Source organism: Bacillota bacterium, from assembly GCA_012842395.1.
Lineage (GTDB): Bacteria > Bacillota > SHA-98 > UBA4971 > UBA4971 > UBA6256.
On sequence record DUSX01000034.1, the window covers coordinates 325,766 to 346,490 of the forward strand.

General features: G+C 62.4%; 14 protein-coding genes. 5 read left to right on the forward strand and 9 right to left on the reverse strand.

Annotation, left to right across the window (positions count from 1 at the left end; all coding sequences use genetic code 11):
- Window positions 1–180: 180 nt before the first annotated feature.
- The 4 genes from GX515_11250 to GX515_11265 all read right to left on the reverse strand — a co-directional run bounded on the left by GX515_11250 (window position 181) and on the right by GX515_11265 (window position 5,968).
- A complete protein-coding gene (locus tag GX515_11250) occupies window positions 181–696 on the reverse strand; it encodes a DUF1049 domain-containing protein (protein ID HHY33568.1) in 516 nt (171 codons plus the stop codon).
- A 110-nt stretch (window positions 697–806) separates the two neighbouring features.
- Window positions 807–2,612 carry a VWA domain-containing protein gene (locus GX515_11255; GenBank protein ID HHY33569.1) on the reverse strand — a complete coding sequence of 602 codons (1,806 nt, stop codon included), beginning with the start codon at window positions 2,610–2,612 and terminating at the stop codon, window positions 807–809.
- Window positions 2,609–4,138 carry a magnesium chelatase gene (locus GX515_11260; protein HHY33570.1) on the reverse strand — a complete coding sequence of 510 codons (1,530 nt, stop codon included), beginning with the start codon at window positions 4,136–4,138 and terminating at the stop codon, window positions 2,609–2,611. Before GX515_11260 ends, GX515_11255 begins: the two co-directional genes overlap by 4 nt.
- A 321-nt stretch (window positions 4,139–4,459) precedes the next feature.
- Window positions 4,460–5,968, reverse strand: coding sequence for a sigma 54-interacting transcriptional regulator (locus tag GX515_11265; protein ID HHY33571.1), 1,509 nt, complete (start codon window positions 5,966–5,968; stop codon window positions 4,460–4,462).
- 898 nt (window positions 5,969–6,866) lie between these two features.
- Between GX515_11265 and GX515_11270 the strand changes: the two genes are divergently transcribed.
- From GX515_11270 to GX515_11290, 5 genes are all read left to right on the forward strand, one after another.
- Window positions 6,867–7,265, forward strand: coding sequence for a hypothetical protein (locus GX515_11270; protein HHY33572.1), 399 nt, complete (start codon window positions 6,867–6,869; stop codon window positions 7,263–7,265).
- A 493-nt stretch (window positions 7,266–7,758) separates the two neighbouring features.
- Window positions 7,759–10,053, forward strand: coding sequence for a peptide ABC transporter substrate-binding protein (locus tag GX515_11275; GenBank protein HHY33573.1), 2,295 nt, complete (start codon window positions 7,759–7,761; stop codon window positions 10,051–10,053).
- Window positions 10,054–10,293: 240 nt separating this feature from the next.
- Window positions 10,294–11,598 (forward strand): peptidase M14, encoded by a 1,305-nt coding sequence (locus GX515_11280; GenBank protein ID HHY33574.1) that lies wholly within the window; start codon window positions 10,294–10,296, stop codon window positions 11,596–11,598.
- Between the two features lie 231 nt (window positions 11,599–11,829).
- Window positions 11,830–12,687 (forward strand): ABC transporter permease, encoded by an 858-nt coding sequence (locus GX515_11285; GenBank protein ID HHY33575.1) that lies wholly within the window; start codon window positions 11,830–11,832, stop codon window positions 12,685–12,687.
- Entirely contained in the window at window positions 12,684–13,604 is a 921-nt protein-coding gene (locus tag GX515_11290) for an ABC transporter permease (protein HHY33576.1), read from the forward strand. Before GX515_11285 ends, GX515_11290 begins: the two co-directional genes overlap by 4 nt.
- A gap of 125 nt (window positions 13,605–13,729) precedes the next feature.
- Here the strand turns inward: GX515_11290 and GX515_11295 are convergent, their stop codons facing one another.
- The 5 genes from GX515_11295 to GX515_11315 all read right to left on the reverse strand — a co-directional run bounded on the left by GX515_11295 (window position 13,730) and on the right by GX515_11315 (window position 20,666).
- Window positions 13,730–14,587, reverse strand: a complete 858-nt coding sequence (locus GX515_11295) for a hypothetical protein (GenBank protein ID HHY33577.1) — start codon at window positions 14,585–14,587, stop codon at window positions 13,730–13,732.
- Window positions 14,588–14,933: 346 nt separating this feature from the next.
- A complete protein-coding gene (locus GX515_11300) occupies window positions 14,934–16,562 on the reverse strand; it encodes a hypothetical protein (protein ID HHY33578.1) in 1,629 nt (542 codons plus the stop codon).
- Between the two features lie 127 nt (window positions 16,563–16,689).
- Window positions 16,690–18,018 (reverse strand): extracellular solute-binding protein, encoded by a 1,329-nt coding sequence (locus tag GX515_11305; GenBank protein ID HHY33579.1) that lies wholly within the window; start codon window positions 18,016–18,018, stop codon window positions 16,690–16,692.
- Window positions 18,019–18,079: 61 nt separating this feature from the next.
- Window positions 18,080–19,336: an ROK family transcriptional regulator gene (locus GX515_11310; protein ID HHY33580.1), complete on the reverse strand. Its 1,257-nt coding sequence runs from the start codon at window positions 19,334–19,336 to the stop codon at window positions 18,080–18,082.
- Between the two features lie 424 nt (window positions 19,337–19,760).
- Window positions 19,761–20,666 (reverse strand): carbohydrate ABC transporter permease, encoded by a 906-nt coding sequence (locus tag GX515_11315; GenBank protein ID HHY33581.1) that lies wholly within the window; start codon window positions 20,664–20,666, stop codon window positions 19,761–19,763.
- Window positions 20,667–20,725: the final 59 nt, after the last annotated feature.

The window sequence follows — 20,725 nt, forward strand, 5'->3', positions numbered from 1 at the left end:
CGCCCGCCTTACTCGCGCACCTATAGCATTATAAGCACAAGAAACACCCTCTGGCTAGCCTCTTGAGTATGGCGTCACAGAGTTCCCGTCCCCTCATTTGACAGCCCTGGGATTCCCGCATCTTTCACGACTGGTCGTGGGGGATTTCGCTTGCGCCGCGCGCAAGGTTCGAACGAGACATCACGCTCCGGACCTCAGCCCGAAAGGCTCGTCGCGCGTACCGCCTTCTTGATCCGCGCCCTGCTGGGATTGAGGCTCACGTCCCGGCCCGGTTTCATCCTGCGCCCGCGGAAGGACCTCCATGACCTGCGTGGCCTCAAGCTCCACCTCGAGGGCCTGGACGCGCTCCCTTGCCGCCTCGAGCTCCCGCGCTTTCGCCCGCGCCTCCCCCTCGAGCCTCGCCACAGCGCCTTCCAGGTTGGCGACCTTCTCTCTCGCTGCCGCCAGGTCATGAGCGAGCCTCTCAGCCTTTCCCCTGAAAGATCTCAAGCTCAGCCTCAACCTTATTTCGCGCACGGCACCGAGCAATCCCACGACAACCGCGCCAGCCGCCGCGGAGCCCAGAATGACTAAAGCCAGAGAGACGTCAACGAGGTGCCACTTTAGAAAGGTGACTGTGACCGGTGCAGAATTCTGGATGGCGAACACGGCGACGAGGAGGGCGAACGCAAGGCCAAGGACGGTTACGGCCTGCAACATTCTCATCTCCAATTGCGAAGCGGGCCGTCGACCCGGTCAACGACAGTGGGCCGTCGGGACTCGATCATGCGGACCGCGCATGCCGCCGCTCCAAAGATGTCAGCCCATTATTCGGCACGCGGCGATGAAAATCCTCCCCGGACGCTCTCTTTCGTGCCGTATCTGACGAGGCTCACGAGGACGTCCTTGTCGAATTCGTCAACTACGTACAGCTTCCCGCGGGCCACGTCCACGAGCTTTCTGAGGAAGTCCCTGTTGGGCTGGAGGCCGACGCACATGAAGGGCACTTTTTCCTCGGCTATGCGCTTCGCCGCGGTGAGGGCGTCCCGTGCGGGATCGGCGGTCCAGCGGTTCATCGTGGGGATCCCGTCGGTGATGAGCACGAGCAGCACATCCCTGAGTTTTCTCGCCCGGATGAAATCCAGGGCCTCAGCGATCCCGGCGGCGAGAGGCGTTAGGCCCGCAGGCTCGATCCGCCCGATCCCCTCCTCTATCGCCTTTCTGTTGCTCGTGGACGCTATTTGAAGCCGCACATCGCGCTCCTGAAACGTAAGGACGGTTATCCTCACCCGGCAGGCTGCAGCAAGATGACGGATGAGGTACTTAGCGGCGCGGATACGCCGACCGACCATGCTTGCGCTCGCGTCGATGAGAAGGCAGACTTCCGGGGGTCTCGCAGGGCGCTTTCGGTAGAGCCTGATGTCCTCGCGAACGATGAACGGCCCCGGGGCGCCGGCAACAACCCCGTTTCTTTGCAGGCAGGCTCTGGAGAGGGCAGCCACCGCGGTCTCGGGCACGGCGATCTCGTCGCACCACTCTCCGTCCCCAGGGGGTCTCACGTTCTTCGAGAGCCTGGGGCGCTCGTGCCTGGCCTTCGGCCCGAACCGGCCCTCTTCGTGGCGGGGGATTCTCGGCACAATGGGCATCCTGCGCACGAGACGCCTTATGCCCGCTTCGACCTCCGACGCGCACGTGGCAAGGATGTTGCGCACCTCCCGGCCTTTGGGAGTGAGCACCAGTTGACCCCGCTCTCGGGTGAGGAGGTCGAAACTGGAGAGGCGTTCTATGACCTCGTCGAGGTCGCCCGCGTCGCGCCGTATGTCGGGTGGAATGGTCCCCGATGCGAGCAGCTGGTCAAGCAGGCGAGCCATATTGCTCCTTCCGCCGAACTCCTCAGCCATGGAGGACACCGCCTCTATGCGGGCCTCCCTCGGCAGCCTATCCCAGTCATGGCCTCCGCCCGCGACCCCGGACTCGTTGAGATAGGAATCGAACACACTGGAGTAGGGCGAGAGATCGCCCTTGCCCGCCGCCTCCTGGTGCCTGATGGCCTCCACCTTCCGAATCTCCACACCCTGCCGCTCTATCTCCTCTTCCAAGGCCACGACGAGGTAAAACAGCAGCAGGAGGCAGTTGTCCGGGAGCATTGCGGCGATGTGCACGTGGTTGCAGTGGGCCTTGCGCAGCGAGAGCTTCCGTCCATAGTTCAGGGTACCACCGACCCTCCCGCCGCCCGTGCCGGTCTGGATATCCATGAGGTCAAGAAGCTCGCCGGGCTGCGGAAGGAAAAGGCCGCGCGCCCGCTCGAGCAGGAGGTCGTGGTAGAACGCGTACACAGCCCGCTTCACGGCGTCCGCCGCCCTCCGGTGGTCCACCTCGGCGACTTCGTGGAACACGTCTATGTGGAGGATCTCATCCTTCCGCCGCCTCGAATAGAAACAGACCCCAGCGTCCTGGTTCGCGAGAACCTTGATCTCCCCCGGCGTCGCAGGGCTGACCACGTGGACCCGCTTGCTCACCACGGTGGTCTCGCCGATCCTAAGACCCCTTCCCATCCGGAATTCATTCTGCATGACCCGGATGAGCCGGGGGGCATCATACCGGAGCACCGCGAGACAATCGAAGCCGTTCATCGGAGCCTCAGGTCTTCCTCGGTGAAGACCACCTCACCCCCGGCAAGCTGTGCAAGGGACTTTGCCCTCGCAGGGGGCGCGCTTATCGGCACCTCGCTTGGGTCGGATATGCTCGCGCTCTCGCTCCCGTAGGCCGGACCCTGCCCGGCTCCGAAGTCCGCCGCGCCTTGCCCGAGGGCGCCCCCGGCCGAGGTCGGGCTGGAGCCCCGCCGGTGCACAGAACCAGGAGGCGCGACACCGCGCCCGTCGCCCGCCGGCCCTCCCTTGGTGGCGTCGGGCCTCGCGAAACCCATGCCCCTCATGAGCCTCTCCCAGAGGCTGTCCGGGCGCGGAACAGGCTCTGCCGTTCCGCCGGACGCGAGATCTCTTTCCTTGTGCCGGGCCTCCTCTTGAACCGGCTTGGCCGGGCCATCGCCGGCCCCGTCCTTGAGAGGGTCTGGGTCGCGGCGTCGGCCACATCTAGATTCGTACTCGTCCAGGAATTTCCCGATGTTTATGAGCGTGGCCGCGTCCACTCTATGCCGCAGGGCGAAGGGCAGCACCGTCCTTATATCATTGATGGACGGGTGGGGCCTGGCATCAAGCGCCGCGCGGGCTCGCGCCCCCAAGGAAATCGCTTCCACGGCGCGAAGGCTCTCCATGCCGAAGCTCACGTATACTTCACCTAGGAGCGAGGCAAGTTCCTCGGGGAGAGTCACGTTTGGAAGGGCTGCTGCCCGTCCGAGCATCCTCTCGCGAAGCACGTCCAGGGCGGAGGAAGGCGGTGCTCCAGCGCGCCCGGCATTCGCTGCCGATGTCCCAGGGGACCAGGCCCCGTCATCGAGGAGGATGCGCCTCACAATGGACTGATCCTGGGGCCTTGCCATGTTCACCGTGAAGTCAAACCTGTCCGAAAGCTGGCGCCTTATATCCTCGAGCGCACCTGGCTCTTCGTCGGGATTGCTCGCCGCCCATATCGCGCACGTGATGGGGATCTCGAACGCGGGCAGACCGGTCTCCTCCACCTGGAGCCGGCCCGGCTTGGTGCCCATCACGTCAAGGAGGACATCGGTGAGCTCGGGCGAGGTATCGGCGAGCCTGTTGATCTCGTCAACGAACACGACCCCTCTGTGGGCTCGCGGCAACACGCCTGGCAGGAGCGCCGCCTCGGGACGCGAGGGATCCGCAAGTCTCGCGAGATCTATGCTCCCCACCACGGTGCCGATCTTCGCCGCGTGCGATATCTCCATGAACGGCACGGGCACCTCCTCGGTGCCCAGCTCCGCGATGGCTTCTGGAGGGAGATCCCGGTGCACGGGGCAGTGAGGGCACCGCGGATCGCAGTTGTAGACGCATCCCTTGATCCTCTGGATACGCGGCAGCACGTCTTTCATGGCGCGTATGATCGTGGTCTTGCCCGTGCCCCTGAGCCCCTCCACGTGAACGTGGAGAGGTCGACCAGCCAACAGCGATACGACCGACGCCTCCAGCGCCTCCACGAGTGGACGGTTGCCGTCATGAATGACAAGATCCAGGTATCCCTTCAAACCAGGCACCTCCCGCCGTTCCTCCGTGTCCTACAACGTATTATGACCGTGCCAAAATGGGCGCATACTGCGGCGGAGATGTCCCTGTTTCCCAAGGATGCCATACCCTTACCATGGAGCCAGCTCCGAGGCAAAAGAGGCCGGAACGCTTGGTCCCGGCCGTGTCATGTCCCAAATCATGTACCGTCCAGCTTCTCTGTCGCCCACCCCCATCCGTATGCACGCCCGTTCCGTCTCCGCAGCCTTGCAGGCGATCAAGCGACCGCGCCCGAGCTCGAGCCAACTCCGAAAGACTGACTGCGGGCAAGACTACGTGCGGCTTTAGCCCCCGGTGGAGCTTTCGTCGTTGGCGCCTTCTGCGGCCCTCGGATCGATCCCGAGCTTCTTCAGCCTGTACTGCAACGTTTGGCGCGGTATTCCCAGGAGGCGCGCCGCCCTTGAGATGTTGCCGCCGGAGTCGGCTAGGGCCTTCCTCACCAGTGAGCTCTCGATGCCTGCGACCGCGGACCTGAAGTCTCCCTGGAACTCAAGCGCCACGCGGGCGTCCGGGCCGCCCGCGCATGGGCCCGGAACGGGGACGGTAACGGGTCTTCTCGCTGATTGGGTCGCGACGCTTCTCAGGTTCTCGGGAAGGTGCTCGAGCATTATGAAGTCGCCGTCGAGAAGATGCATGGCCCCCTCTATGGCGTGCTCCAGCTCGCGGACGTTACCAGGCCAGTCATAGGAGGAGAAGACTCGCGCGACCTCGTCTGAGAGCCCCTTCACGCTCATCATGAGCTGCGCGTTGAACTTCGCTATGAAGTGCGCCGTGAGAAGCGGGATATCTTCACGGCGTTCGCGCAAGGGCGGTATGCCGAGGGAGATCACGTTGAGACGATAGTAAAGGTCCTCGCGCAACATACCCTGGGCGACCGCATCGAGCGGGGGCCGGCTCATGGCAGCCATCACCCGGACGTCCACCCTGCGCACCCTGGTGTCCCCGACCCGACGCACACACTTCTCCGAGAGCACCCTCAGGAGCTTCGCCTGGAGGCTCGCGGGCATGGAGTCTATCTCGTCTAGGAAAATGCTGCCTCCATCGGCAAGCTCGAACAATCCTGGTCTGTCCTGGGCGCCGGTGAAACTGCCCTTCGTGGTCCCGAAAAGAATTCCCTCCAGGAGCCCTTCGGGAAAGGCAGCACAGTTCTGAGCGACAAACGGGCCGCGTGCCCGCGGGCCGGCGTTGTGGATGGCTTGCACGAAGAGCTCCTTGCCCGTGCCTGTCTCGCCGTAAACCAGCACCGCCGACGAGCTGGCGGCGGCACGCGCCGCCTTGCGCTTGAGCTCGAGGATGCACTCGCTTTCCCCCACTATATCGCGGAAGGTGTAGTGCGCACCCTCTGACTCGGTCTCCAGTTTTCCCTCGCGACGGCCGAAGAGCTCCACCTGGAGGTCGACTATGCGGTGGGCCATCTCTCGCATCAGAGTGATGTTCCGCGACACCTCAACCGCGCCCACCAGCTTGCCGTCGACCTTCACAGGGAGGGTGGAGTTCAGAGTGGTGATCTCGTCGCCTTTGTATGTGGTGAAAGTCTGTTCTCTGTTGCATATGGGTTGCCCTGTTCGGAGGACCTGCAAGAGCGTGCTGGTCTCGCGTGAAAGCGACGGAAAGACATCGAGGATGTGCTTCCCGACCACCTCCTCTTCCTTCAAGTTGTCGAGCTGGGCTGCAACCTTGTTATAGAGAACGGTGACACCGTTCTTGTCTACCACGTGAATGCCTTCGTCAATGGAGTCGAGGATCACCCGAAGGTTCTCCAGAAGCTCCCTTGAGCTCCCGTCGCCTTTGATCTGTCCGGAGACCGTGTCCGCGTTCACTTAACCACTTCCTAACGTGCGCTCGTCACCTGGCGCCGGGTCACTAGTGTTCTCTCGTTTTCCAAGTTCCTGGGTTGTCCGTCATCGCACGAGGTGCGTCAAAACCTGGACGCTCGTCACAGGCAGGCCAGGCCTTGACGAAGCGCGCCCTCAACCGTGAACCGTCACGACCATCCGCCGAAGCCGAGGCCGAGGCCGAGGTCGAGGCCGAAGCCCTATCTCCGACGCGCAGCGAGGAGTGTGCCGGGAACGCCAAACCAGGTGATCTCGCTCGCCGACCCCACTCCCGGCGCCTGAACTTGGGCAGTCATAGTAATTGTTCTTCTTTCTGATTACGTTTCCTCCATGTAATCGGTTGAATAATCGTGCAATGCAAAAGACACACGCCTGTTCGTGCGTGGCCTGTTTGCGCCCGCAGGAAGCCCTTCACCGAGTTCCCTGTGTGAGCGGGAGGATCGCGGGGGATCATATTCGCTGAAGGACGTTTCATCGGTTTCATCGTGACACGACATGCATGGGGAACGGAGGTGTCAACCGGCACGCACGCACCACGCCCGCTCAGAGGAGCAGCGCGGATGCCGTGTGCCGCCTAACGCTTATGCCTGCGTTTAGGAGAATCGTTTCAGGCGCGCTCGCCTGGGCCATGGCGTTTGCGCTTTGAACCGGAGGTCCGCTCGGCGCGCACGGTCGTGTGAGTGTAGCCCACGAGGTTGTTTCAGGCAGCCATCCGGCGTGTTCTGTCGCGCCTTGCGTGGTCGATGTCCCCGGCTATCTTAGGGAATCCGCCGATCCAGGAGGAACGGGCCTTGGAGTCCGCAGTGGTGCGCCGGCGGGCGAGGAGCCTTCGCACGGGGAGCCCGCCCCCGGCCCTATCGCTCAAACCGTCAGCCATCACTGTGTGAACGAGCCTGCGGAGGCCAGGCCAGAGGACAGCGTCGTCCTCCCGATAACAGTTACTGGAAGGGCTCACGTTATCGCGACTGCGTATGACAACTGCCCGATATGCACTGGCAAGACAGAGGATGACCCGGCATTCGGCATCACCAGTTCAGGCATCCCTGCGACGCCGGAACGCACCATCGCGGTTGATCCAGAAGTCATCCCCATCGGAACATGGGTGTATATCGAGGGTCTCGGGGTGTACAGAGCCGAGGACACCGGTGGGGCAATAAAGGGCAATCGAATCGACGTTTTCATGCCGACCCATGAGGACGCGCTAAACTTCGGCGTCCAGGAATTCGACGTCTTCCTCGTTGAGCAGGTGTTTTGAACCAAGGTCCGAGAAGGCTCCCGGGGCGCTCCCAAGCAGAGGCGCCCCGTCGTGAAAGCACCGGCAACCCTAGCGCCGTCAAGACAAGGACGGTTGACAAGCTGACAACCCGGCTGTTGACAACCCAACCACAAAATCCTTCCATGGCTGAAGGAACATACCATACCGCAGCGAATAACTGCACAACCGACCCGGCGCTCGGCCTCATATCTCCTGGTCTATGTCCCCGGACAACGGAGCAAATACCCCCGTGCGCCGTGTAGCTCATTTCGGACATCGCAGGAGCGCGTTCGCTGGGGCGTGTTCACGTGCGGTTCGTTGCTCCATTCCTGTCCTGCGGGCCGTTCGCCTGGGGCCGTCAACGCCGCGGAAAGAGGAGGTGGGCAAGAGGCACAGCCGAGACTTCAGGAGCAAGCGGTCGACGCGTTCGCGCCGCCGGAACGTCAACAGAACACGTGTGCGGTAGCTGGCGACAACACGAGGACTCGAGGAGATGAGAATGATGGTAGGACGACAGCGTCGCTACGCAGCATTGGTCGGGGTTTTCTGGTTAGTCTTGCTTGCATTCACACTGCTGGTCGGCGTGCTCACCCCGGCGACAGCAGGATCGTCCCTCCCGAAAGACATCAAGGCGGACGACAAAGACGCCGAAGCCATAGTGAAGGTCATTGAGGCCGGGGCGCTCCTTCCAGCAAAGGACGGCACGTTCAACCCGGACAAGATGGTGAGCCGCGCCGATTTCGCGATAGCGCTCGCGAAAGCGCGGAAGATCGAGCCCACGAAACCCAGTTCGGCCACGTTTACGGACCTTCCCTCGAGCAACTACGCCTTCCCCTACGTCGAGGCACTTGTGAAGCGCGGAGTGATCCCGGTCGCATCGAACAAGAAGTTCGCCCCGTCCGAGCCCATAAAGCGCGCGGACCTCGCCGTGTGGGTCGTCAACGCTCTCGGGCTCTCGAAGGAGGCCGCGAGGATCAAGGAACCCATCCTCCTTGCGAACGACGAGGACAAAGTCCCCGCGTACGCCATAGGAGCCATGACCCTGGCGTACAGGTCCGATCGTCAGTTACTGGGGTACAGATACGGTCGCCTAGCCGCCCCTCTCGCCGGCGCGACGAGGCGTGAAGCGGCCAAGGCCCTATACATGATGATGTACCCTCCGAAACGCGGCGGCACCATCGTGACGGCGTTTGCTGCCGAGCCAGCCGGGTTCAACACCCTCGTTACGTCGTCCGGGGCAACGTGGACCATAGACAACATCATCGGCGACGGCAACACTATCACTGATGAGAACGGTTTCTACTTCCCCCGCATGATAAAGCGGCTCCCCTCTGTAGAGAATGGGCTCATCAAGGTGAAACCCGACGGCAAGATGGAGGTTACTTTTGAGCTTCGCAAGGGTATGAAGTGGCACGACGGCGTCGAGGTCACGGCAGAGGACCCTCTCTTCCAACTCAAGGTCATGCAGGACTCAAACGTGCCGATCGCTTCAAGCTACTTCGAGAGGATGGTCACCAAGGCCGAGCTTGTCGATAAGTATACTTTCAGGATATACCTCGACAAGGTCCAGAGCAACGCACGCCTCGGCTCCTCGGTATACGGGTACTACTATGGCTGGTTCCAGCTTCCGAAGCACGTGTTCGAACCCCTGTATGAGCAGGCGAAAAAGACGGGGGATTGGAACAGGTTCGTCCAGGAGGTCAACAACAACCCCATAATGGCAGGGCCTTACAAGTTCAAAGAGTACAAGCAGGGCGAGTACGTGCTCCTGGAGGCGTTCGACGGCTACTACATGGGTAGGCCCAACATAGACAGGATCATGATAAAGATCATCCCTGACTCGAGCGTCATCAACGCTGCCGTGCTGCGGGGCGACATAGACTTCGGAAGGTACACACTGGAGCTGCGGGATGCGCTCAAGCTCGCGAACGAGCACGGCGATGAATTCAACGTAACCTTCACACCTACTGTCGCATATGACTCCATAGCGCTCAACTTCTGGGATCCGAACGACCTTTCCAAGCCTCACCCGGCGTTCTCGGATGTCAGGGTCCGGCAGGCGATCCTCTACGCCATCAACCGCACGGCAATAAACTCCGTGGTGTACTCGGGCAAGGCGCAGGTGGCAAACGCGTGGATCACGCCACTCCACGGCATGCGCGAGGCCCTCGCTGACCCGCGGGTAAACAAGTACCCATACGACCCAGCGAAGGCCAAGGCGCTTCTCGCCGAGGCCGGATGGAGGCCCGGGCCTGACGGGATACTCCAGAAGGATGGGGTGAAGTTCAAGTTCACTTTGCTCGGGATAGCAGGAATGAACGAAATCGAGATGTCCGAGCAGCTTGTTCAGAAGATGCTCAGAGACGTGGGCATCGCTATCGACATCGACAACAAGCCCGCGCGCGTCGTCATCGGCGAGCTTGCCCCGCACCGCAAGTTCGACATGTGCTGGATGAGCTGGGGTTACGGCGTGTCCGACGAAGCCGCGGACTATTGGAGCTCGTCAGGCATACCGTCCGAGGCGAACGCATGGAGCGGCACGAACCAGTGCGGGTGGTCCAATGCGGAGAACGACAGGCTGGTAGCCGAAGCGGCCGCGACGCTCGACCCTGCCAAGAAGAAGGACCTCTTCGCGCGGCACCTGGCGCTCTGGACGAAGGAGCTTCCGCACATCCCGCTCCTCTCGCCGCCAGCCAACCACTTCGCGAAAAAGACCATAAGGAACTTCAGCTCAGGCTACGACAACGGCCTGGGCTGGGCGATCTACAACTGGTATCTCGAGCAGTAGCCTTCGAGGAGGCGCGCTCCTGGTGGTGACGCCAGGGGTAAACGGGCAAACGGTCAAAGCACAGCGCACAGAGCTCACGCCGGGGTGACGGCCCCTTTGGGACCCTCACCCCGGCGGAGGTGGCATGAAGCAACACGGAGGTGCGTCGCCTTGGCATGGCATGAGCTTTTCGAGGACGTGCTCGATGGCGTCCCAGACTACAAGCGATTCTTCACTGTCAATGAGTTGGATGAGCGCGCAATGGAGGTCGCGCGCCGTCATCCCACGGTCGCGACCATCGTGGAGCTGGGCTCGTCTCGTTCAGGGAGACCCATCCGCGCCCTGAGGATAGGATCCGGCGACAAGGTGGCTCTCCTGTTCGGGTGCCCCCACCCTAACGAGCCTATCGGCGCCATGATGCTTGACTATCTCTCGGAGAGGCTCGCAAGCGATGCAGAGCTGCGTGAGGCCCTTGATTATACCTGGTATATCGTAAAATGCATAGACCCTGATGGCACCCAGCTCAATGAGGGATGGTTTGCCGGGCCATTCAACATCGAGACCTACGTGCGCAACTTCTACAGGCCCCCCGGATTCTTGCAGGTCGAGTGGACGTTTCCGATAGATTACAAGACGCTCCATTTCTCTCGGCCGCTGCCGGAGACCAAGTGTCTTATGAAAGTCATAGACGGTGAGAGACCTGCGTTTCTATACTCCCTTCACAACGCGGGTTTCGGGGGAGCATACTGGTATATCACCCGCCCGGTCCCGAAGCTGCACGCTCGGCTTCACGAGATCGCAAAACGCCACGGGATCCCACTCGCTCTCGGAGAGCCCGAGGTGCCATATTGCGAGAAGTTCGCGGAGGCCGTCTACGGCCTTTTCGGCGTGAAAGACACATACGACTACTATGAGAAGCACATGGACAAGGATCCCGCCTCCCTCATATCGGGCGGTGCGGGAAGCGACGAGTACGCTTATGCGCGGGCGGGTACCTTCGCCCTCGTGTGCGAGCTGCCATACTACTATGACCCCAGGATCGAGGACACGAGCCCGACCGACCGAACTCGCCGCGACACAGTGCTTGAGAGTCTCGAGGCCAGTGAAAAGGCGTGGGAGTTCATCCGCGAGACATATGCGGAATTGCGCCCTCTGCTGCAGAACCCCTCGTCGCCCTTCGCAGTGGCTATCGACGACAACCTCAAACATGTTCCGGCCTCCATCGAGGCGGAACGGAAGTGGGCCACGACCGCGGAGGACACGCTTCGCCCTGCCACCGGGGCCGAGGCTTTCGACAGCCTGGTCGTGCGAAGGTTCTATAACGAGCTCTCCATCGGAATGCTCTGGAGGCTGTGCCGCGAAGAGCTTGCGCGCGCGTCGGACCCTCGGACGTCGCGGGTGCTCGGGGACATTGAGCGCGAGCTCGACCGCAAGCTCTCGCTCGAGTGCAGCGCCCTGGAGGCTGAGCTAAACTATCGCGTGGTGCCCATCCGCGATCTCGTTCGGGTCCAACTTGCAAGCGGGCTACTCTTTGCCAGGCATCTCCTGGGCGAGGACGCGGTTTGAGGCCTGACCTTTGAATGCCTGGCGGAACGGCGCTGAGAGGGGCTCTTTCCGGGCTTCGGAGAGAGGAGCGGACAGGGCCGCGCGGGCAGCGGTTCTCGCCAGTCAGGGAGGCGGTTCGGAGTGGGAGCTTACGTGGTAAGGAGGGTCGCGGGCGCGATCCCTCTCCTAATACTCATCTCTGCAATAGTGTTCACCCTTATAGCGCTGGCACCGGGAGATCCGCTCCTCACCATGCGCATGGAGAACCCGCGCGCAGTGTCGCCGGAGGCCATCGATAGGCTCAGGGCTCACTACCACCTGGACGATCCTCTCCCGGTGCGATACCTTTATTGGCTGAAGAGCGTGCTCGAGGGCGACTGGGGTTACTCCAGCACTTACAAGGTGCCGGTGAGGGACCTCGTGATATCGAGAGTGCCCAATACCCTCGTTCTCACGGTGAGCGCGTGGCTGCTCGGGCTGATCGTCGCTCTTCCCATAGGAATCGTGTCGGCGGCCAAAAAGTACAGCGCGTTCGACTATGCTGCCACTTTCGCGGCGTTTCTCGCGCTCTCGATGCCGCCGGTCTGGTTTGGTTTCCTCACGATCATGCTGTTCGGGGTAAAGCTCAAGTGGCTGCCCATCGGAGGCGTGGCAGACCTTGCTACCGGGACCGTTGGCGCGCTCCTGGTGGACAGGTTGAAACACATCATCCTGCCGATGACAGTGCTCGGCCTGGTACAGGTGGCGTACTGGGTACGATACGTGCGTACCAGCCTTCTCGAAGTGCTGGGAATGGACTACATCCGCACCGCCAAGGCCAAGGGCCTCGGGGAGCGAAAGGTGTTGCTGAAACACGCCATGAGAAACGCGCTCATCCCGGTGCTCACCATCGCCGCGCTCGATATCCCCTACTTCTTCGGAGGGGCTGTCGTTGTGGAGACCGTCTTTTCATGGCCTGGAATGGGCCGTCTCATGTACCAAGCCGTGATCGGGAGCGATTACAACCTCGCGCTCTGCTGCCTGATGCTCCTGGCCGTGCTGACCATCGCCTCGAACCTCGCAGCGGACGTCCTTTATGCCGTGGTAGACCCACGGGTGAGCTATTCATGAGCTACTGGAAAGGCGTATGGAAGAGAGTCAGGCATCACAAGCTGGCGGTGGCAGGTTTTGCTGTTTTCGCGATGCTCGTGCTCGCATCGGCCATCGTGCCGGTGATAAGCCCGCATCATGTGGATGACATGGATCTCGAGAGCCTCTTTGCTCCGCCGTCCAGGAGCCACCCCTTTGGGACGGACGAGCTCGGGCACGATGTGTTCGTTCGAATCATGTACGGCGGTCGCATCTCTCTGTTCGTCGGAGTGGCGGCAGCCACGTCATCCGCCCTTATTGGCACAGCCGTGGGCCTCGTGTCCGGGTTCGCTGGCGGGTGGGTGGATAGCGTGCTCATGAGATTCACCGACATGATGCTCTCCGTGCCTACCATCCCGGTGCTTCTCATAGGTGCTATGTTCCTGGGAAGCGGGCTCGCGAATATCATCATCATCCTCGCGGCATTCGGCTGGATGCCCACAGCGCGCCTCGTGAGAGGAGTCACGCTCTCCCTCCGGGAGCAACCGTTCGTCGAAGCAGCCCGGGCCGCCGGCGCGAGCCCCGTCAGAATACTCGTGCGCCACATGTTGCCGAATTTGATACCAATCGTGATAGTCGCTGCGACGCTTGGCGTGAGTTCGGCCATTCTCGCCGAATCGGCCCTGAGCTACCTCGGTCTCGGAATACAGCCTCCAACCCCGTCCTGGGGCAACATGCTCCAACGGGCCATGGACTATATACTGGGCGCGGCTGGCGAGTGGGGCCAGCCGTGGTGGCTGACAGTCTTCCCCGGCCTATTCATACTGCTCGCGGTCCTGAGCGTGAACTTCATGGGCGACGGGCTTCGCGACGCGATCGATCCCAGGCTGGTCTTGGGCTCGCCACATTCTGCGGCCGCGAGCCCCACCAGCGACGAGCGCGACGCAAGCGCCGGTTGATAGCGGCGTCGGTTAACGAAGCAGTCGACAGTAGAGAGGCGCCCCGGCCTGTGCCATCCGAGGTGACACTGTGGCCGGGGCGTCTTCCTACAAGACGGTTCCGCGTCCCTGAGCCTGATTCGAATCTACTTTCCGCTCCCTGCGTGACCTGCGGGGCCGCCGCTGGCCTCGCCCTTGCCCGAGCCACTCGCGGAGCCGCTTGAGGGCCCCTTGCCCTTCCCCGCGTCTTCCGGCTTGCCCTGTTGCTTCCCCTGATTCCCCTGGAGCTTCACGCGGGCCCTGATCTGCTCCTTGAGCGCATTCTTGAACTCAACCTGATTCCGTATTGCCACACCCTTTTCGACCACGTCATCCTCGCCGACTCCCACGGCCTCCGCGATGGCGAGCCAACTGTGCTGCTGAGTGCGAAGCTGGAGCACCAGCCCTATCCTCGCCGCATCCCCCGCGCTGGCGGTGATGCTCACCGCACAAAGAACGTCCTGCGCGTCGAGGCCGGCTGCCGCCAGGGCCTGGACGTCGTCATCCTGCAAGCCGAAGCGGTCCCGGACCATGTCCATGGCCGCCGCATCGTCCAGCTCCTTCCTTCCGTTCTGCGCCTTTACCTTGGCACCGCCCTTACCGATGATCCCTCGGACGTACTGGCCGAACGCTGTGTTCGGAACGCCGAGTTGCTTGGCGATCTCGCCCCACCCTGCGCCTTCCGTGGCAAGAGCGAGAACCTCGTCCAGGCTCGTCCCGGAGTTCACGGCGATGCTGCAAGCGATGACTATCTCGCCCCAGCCGTAGCCCGCATCTCTGAGCGCCTGGACCGCTTCAGGCGTGAGCGCGAGCTCAGGGAAGCTATCGATTATGTTTGCCATGAACGAGCTGGAAGCAAGAGCTTCATCATCAGGAGTCGCAATGGTCGCCGCGTACGCCGTCCCACCCAACATAAAGGCCGCCAGCAAGAGCACAACCGCTGTCTTGAAAGTCGCAGGCTTCATCATGGTCCCTCCCATTAGTCGTTGTAGGTTCCTCTCTGCCCCAAGTACGTCGCCAAGAGTTCGCGCCGCTTTTCGGCGGAGGGGTCCTGCCCAGGGTCCCAGGGTTGCCGGTGCGGTGTTGCCTTGCGGGGACGGCGCGTTTGCGGCGCGCCTCGCTCGAATTCGGCGCTTAACGACGCTTAACACAGCCGAATTCTCCACGCCCCCTCGCGTAAGCACCGGCAACCCCAGCGCCGTCAGGAAAGGAGACGGAAACTCATGGCGCCATACTCAGCTTAGATATTAAACGCCGGGACGGCCCGGCGATGTGATCCCCATCACAACCTTGAAAAGACACCGGTCCCGGTCAAGCCAGCGTTTCTACCTCCTTCAGCACGTCGTGCGCGAGGCGCGACTGCTCCTCGGCCGACTTGGCCTGGGCCGCGATCCCGCTGACCAGAGCCTCGCTGGCCCCTATGGCCTCCCGTGCGCTCTCGACGAGGTTCTGCATGTCCCCGGCAAGCTCTTCAGCCTGGCGCGCCACCTGTCGTGCGGATTCGAGGATCTCCGCCATGGAATCCTCAACCAACTTCGCCTCGGTCGCGCCCTTGCCCGCGGCGTCCTCGACATCCGCCATCAGGCTCAGGATCTCGTCAAATGAGCACTGAATCGCCCGAAAGACCTCCTCCACGCGGGAAGACTGCCGCGAAAGCCCCCTTACGCGCTCAACCGAGGCGCCCAGCGACTTCACTACATCGAGCGTGGAAGCCTTTATGCCTTCCATCAGCTTCTTTACCTCTTCCACCGCGCTCGCGCTCATCTCGGCGAGCCCGCCTATCTCCCGGGCGACCCTGCCGAAATCGCGGCCCTGATCTCCGGACCGCGCCGATGCTATGCGCGCATCCAAAGCTATCAGCCCCACCTGATCCGCGATGTTCGCGATCCCCTGTAGGACCGCGTCGATCCGGTCCATCTGTTCCTGTAGGGCATCCACGTGGCAGCTCGCCTCGGTCGTGGTCTTCACGTTCGAGTCCACCATGAAGATGGTCTCGCGTATCACAGCGTTCGCCAGCGCAACCCTCCGGCCCAACGACGACACCATTGCTTTCGTTCTCTCCGCGGCCTTCGCGGTGACCTGCGTGCGGTCGGCGAGCATGCGGGCGGCATCCGCACCCACCTCCATGCGCGCGGCTATCGTCTGGGAGGCACCGCTGCAGACCTTGCTCGTTTCCACCACGCCGCCGAACGCCCGCAAAACCGCCTCAAGCGCGGACTGGGTCGCATCTGCCGACGTCCTCATGCCAGCCGACAGGCGCGCCGACCGCTCGCTCTCCTCGTGCGTGGCTTCGGCGGCCTTCCGGATGCCGCGCGAAACGTCCGCTAGGGTCCTCGTGATGATCCCCGAAACCACGAGGCCGAACACGAAGGCGAAGGCGAAGGCGAGCGCCACTCCGAGCTTGAGAAAGGTCGACAGCCGCTCAGTGCGCGCCATACGGGGGCCTATCTGCTCCCATATACGGAGCTGCATGTACTCGGAGCGGCTAATGAGCCACTCGCCCTTTCCCGAGAGCGCGCGGAGAAGCATGTATATCTTCTCAGGATCCTTCTCACCCTGCATGCTCACGAGGACGGCCGTGTATTCCGCGGCCGCGTCCGCGATGTCGGTGAGCATCGGAAGGATGGCGCGAACGTTGCGGCTGGGATGGCGCCGGAGAAGCTCCTCGAGGCTTCCAAGGAGCATCTTCACCTCGTTGAGCTGCTCCTCCGGCCGCGCGACCTCGCCCCCGCCCGCGATGGTGAGGTACACGTTCCCGGTGGTCTGGTATATCTTCTTGGAGATCTCCCCGCTGAGCTGAATGGCCGGGACGTCACACGTGTTCATTTGATGAAGCGCCGCCGTAAGGTGGGAAATCGCGTAGAACGTGAGAACGCTGAGGACAAACGTGGTCCACACCGTCGCGGCAAACCCGAGACGCACCCGCTCGGTCACACGCACGCGTGGCTTTCGTTGGCCGGCGTCGCCGGACCGGTGCCAACTGCGACCCAGCTTCCCTCACCTCCAGCCCGGCTTCGGACTCAGCGGGCACGGAGCGCACAATGCAACGAGAGGTGTCGCGGCCTCTTCAGGGCAGGCTCCGTATCCTTTCTTCCGCGAGACCCAGCGCCCTTTCCGGCGAAAGGCTTCCCTCAAGCGCCGCATGGAGGAACCTCTGCAGGACGGCGGAGATCTCCGGATACCGGACAAGCTTGGGACGGTGATGCAGCCACCGCATCTGCTCCAATTTGATATCGAGCAGCGGGTCCCGGGTGCGCGCATCCGGGCTCATCAGAAGGGAGGTCCAGACCGGCACCTCCTCCGGAAACCTCATCTGCACGCCCGGGCTTGTCATGAACTCAACGTACCTCCACGCTTCGTCCTTATGAGAAGAGTTGGCGGTCACCGCGAGCCCCTGGAACCCGCTCACGGATGACGACACGCAGCCCAGCTTGTCGCGCACCGCGCTCGCCACGGGAAGCAGCGCCATCTTGCCGTGCCCCGCGATCTGGGACACGTCCGGGTCGTTCATGAGACCGCAGAGGAATGTCCAGTTTGGCGCAAAGGCCGCCTTGCCAGCGATGAAGACGTCCTTGGCGACAAGCTCGTCCGCGGTCAGAGCGAGCGGGTTGACGAGGCCCTCCCGCACCCACCTGACCATCGTCTCCAGAGCGACGAGCCCGGGCCCCCCGTTGAACGTGGGCTTGCCGTGCAGGTCAAAGATGTCCCCGCCGTACGCCCCCACCAGCCAGACGTACTCGCACACAAGGCCCTCCTTCTGGTTCCACGACGCGATCATCGGATACGTGACTATCCCCTTGCGCTTCAACTCGCGCATCTGAGTCTCCATCTCTTCCAGGGTCGCGGGCGGCGAGTCAAAGCCTGCCCGCTTCAACATGTCCGCATTGTAGAAGAGAAAGTGGAGGTTTGCAAGGAAGGGCATGGCCCAGAGCCTGCCGCGGTGCTCGAAGGCTTCCAGGACCACGCGAGGGATGTCTTGCCTCGCCTTCGAGGCGAGGCCACGCTCGAGGGGAACTACGTATCCTTTTTCCGCAAACTCTGCGACCCAGATGAGGTCCATCAACACCACATCGTACGTGGCCACCGGTGATGACGCAGACATGACGATCTTCTGGTACTCCTCGTCATAGCGGACGAAATTCACCGTGACGTCGATGCCGCTCTCCTTCGTGAACTCTCGCGTCATCTCCGCGAACTGCTCAGGTTGGTAGCCCGCCTGGACCATGTAGATCACGTTCAGCCTCGGCTGAGCGCCAGCCGCTGAGCGCACGGGCGATGCCCAGGCGGATGCCATGGCGGCGATGGCGGCGGCTGCGACGACCACAACCCGTGCGGCACACCGCCGGCCCCCCGAGAAAGATCTTCGACCCCTGAAAGCGCGTGCTCCTTGGGCCACCGCCAACCCCTCCCAAGAGCAGGAAACGTTTCCGCGTACTCCATCTCACCTGGAAGCGGTCTCACGCGTATGCCCGGACGCTCGGTGACTCGAACACCCTCGTCAAAACCAGGCTTGCCGCGCCAATAACACAAGCGTCGTGGCCGAGCGCAGAGAGAACCACGTCCAGGTCTTTGCCCAGAACGGGCCACGCGCGCCGCCGCGCAGTCTCCTTGGCGCTTGTGAAGAACAGGTTGCTTCGGAGGGCGAGCTGCCCACCGAGGACGATGAGCTCGGGGTTGAAGCAGTTGATGAGATTAGCAAGGCCGATCCCCACGTACCGGCCGCTCTCCTCCACTATCGCCTGGGCGTGCGCATCACCCATCGCCGCCGCCTCCAACACCGTGTCCATGGTGATGGCCTCGATATCCCCGCCCGCGAGGTCCTCACACACGGTCTCGACGCCACGTTTGATGTCACTTATCATTCTCCGCGCGATGGCCGTGCCCGACGCCATGACGTCGAGGCATCCGAAGTTGCCGCACCTGCACTGGGGACCGTCGATGTCCACGGTCATGTGGCCGATCTCGCCCGCGCCGTCGTTGCGGCCGCGGTAGAGCCTGTCGTCGATGACTATGCCACCGCCGAAGCCATAGTCTGCCATGACGTACAGAAAGCTGGAGTAGCCCTTTGCAGCGCCGAACCACTTCTCTCCCCAGGCGGCCGCGTTTGCGTCGTTGTCCACCAGCACCTCGTGACCGAGCTCTTCCTCCAGGGCATCCTTCAGGGCGAACCCACCCCATCCGGGCATGTGCGGAGACGCCTGGATGACCCCGGTGGACGTGTCAACGGGTCCCGGGTACACCACGCCGATGCCGAGCACCTTCTCTGGGGGCACCCGACCCGAATCGATGATCTCGCGTATCGCGGACACGATGACCGGGAGGCTCTTGCGAGGGCCTTCCTGCCACGAGAGAACACGCTCGGCCCTAGCAAGCACGCGCGCGTCGAGATCGGTGAGGCATGTGCGCACCCGGCCCACCTCTATGGAGACTCCGCATGCCGCGTACACCCCCCGGTTGAGCTCGAGCATGACTGGCTGCCTGCCGCCGGTGGAGTCTCCGAGCCCCACCTCACGCACGAATCCCTCTGCGATGAGCTGGTTCACGATGGATGATACCGTCGCAGGATAGAGCTGACTCATCCTGGCGGCGTCGGCCCGCGAGATAGGGCCGTGCTGCCTCACGATGTTCAAGATGATATTGCGATTGATGGTCTTGACAAGCTTCTGGTTTCCCTTCGGGACCGTGCCGACCCGAAGGCGAGAGAGCCCTGCCAAAGCGTCTGCGCTCCTTTCCCCATACGCGATAACGCTGCCCGCGCATCAAGCATAGTGCCGCAAGTTTTCGCGTCTTCTCTGTTCGCGCCGCTCGCGTCTCAAGCGCGCTTTCCGCGGAAGGCAAGGCCGGGAAGCCTGGAGAGGCGCCCGCGCAGAGGAGCACCCAGACTCGTGGAGGACGCCGTTGACCCCTCCCGCATGGCACTGCGCCACCTCAGATCGGCCAAAGTCCACGAAGCCGTCGGGGTCAGCGGAATCGGCAGCCGCTTGGGAAGTTCAACGGCCTCGTGGCGGCCTACTTGGTACGCCATCGCTCGCCCAGGGCCCGACGGTTATGATACATTCTTCGTACATGAAGAAAAGTCCTTCAGAGAGTTGTCCGGGGACCGGTGCCGCAGGCTCCTGTTCGGCGCCTGTTCAACAATCACCCTTTCACGCTTCCCGACGTGAGCCCTTGCACGATGAATCGCTGGAACAAGAGAGCCAACAGCACTGGAGGAACCGCGGCCATGACGCCGGCCGCGGATATCTGGTCGTAAGCGGTTATGTACTGGCTCCCGAGCTCAGCGATGAACAGGGGAAGCGTTATGGCGTTGTTCGAGCGCGTGAAGATCAGGGCCAGGAGGAATTCGTCCCATGCCAAGAGGAACGAGAGTATCCCGGTGGCCACAAGCCCCGGCGCGCACAGAGGGAGTGCAACGTGGCGGAGCGCTTGGAGCCTCGTGCACCCGTCGATGCGGGCAGCTTCCTCGAGCTCCGTGGGGATCGTAAGGAAGAACCCCCTCATGATCCAGATAACGAACCCCAGGATAAACGTGGTGTACAGGATGATGAGGCACAGCTTCGTGTCGAACAGGTGGAAGGACGAGCCAATGTTCATGAACCCATAGTCTACGTACGACACAAGAACGAAAAACGGTATGACCAGCGCGATGGTCGGCAGCATGCGTATGGACATGAGGGAGAGCACAAGCGTCTTCTTGCCCTTGACCGGTAGACGCGCCAAGGCATACGCGGCAAGGGTGCCCGTCACGAGGCATATCGCTGTCACGGAACTCGCGACGATCATGCTGTTCCGTATGGCATAAACGAACCTCTCGCCGACCTCGCTCGACAGATCGAACATGACTTTGAAGTTCGCGAAGGTCGGACGGCGAGGGAACCAATGCGTCGCGCGGTCGGAAATGAGCTCGTTGTATGGGGTGATGCTTGAGATGGCAAGCCACGCGACCGGGGCAAGGGTCCATACGACTATGGCGATGACCGCGACGTAAAGCGTGATTCGCCGCGCCCACAGCAGCGTCTTCCTTCTTCGCCCAGGAACGTTCACGTCGATCCCTCCGGGTTACGCCTATCTCTTCCAACTTCCAGACCGGCAATGTCAATATT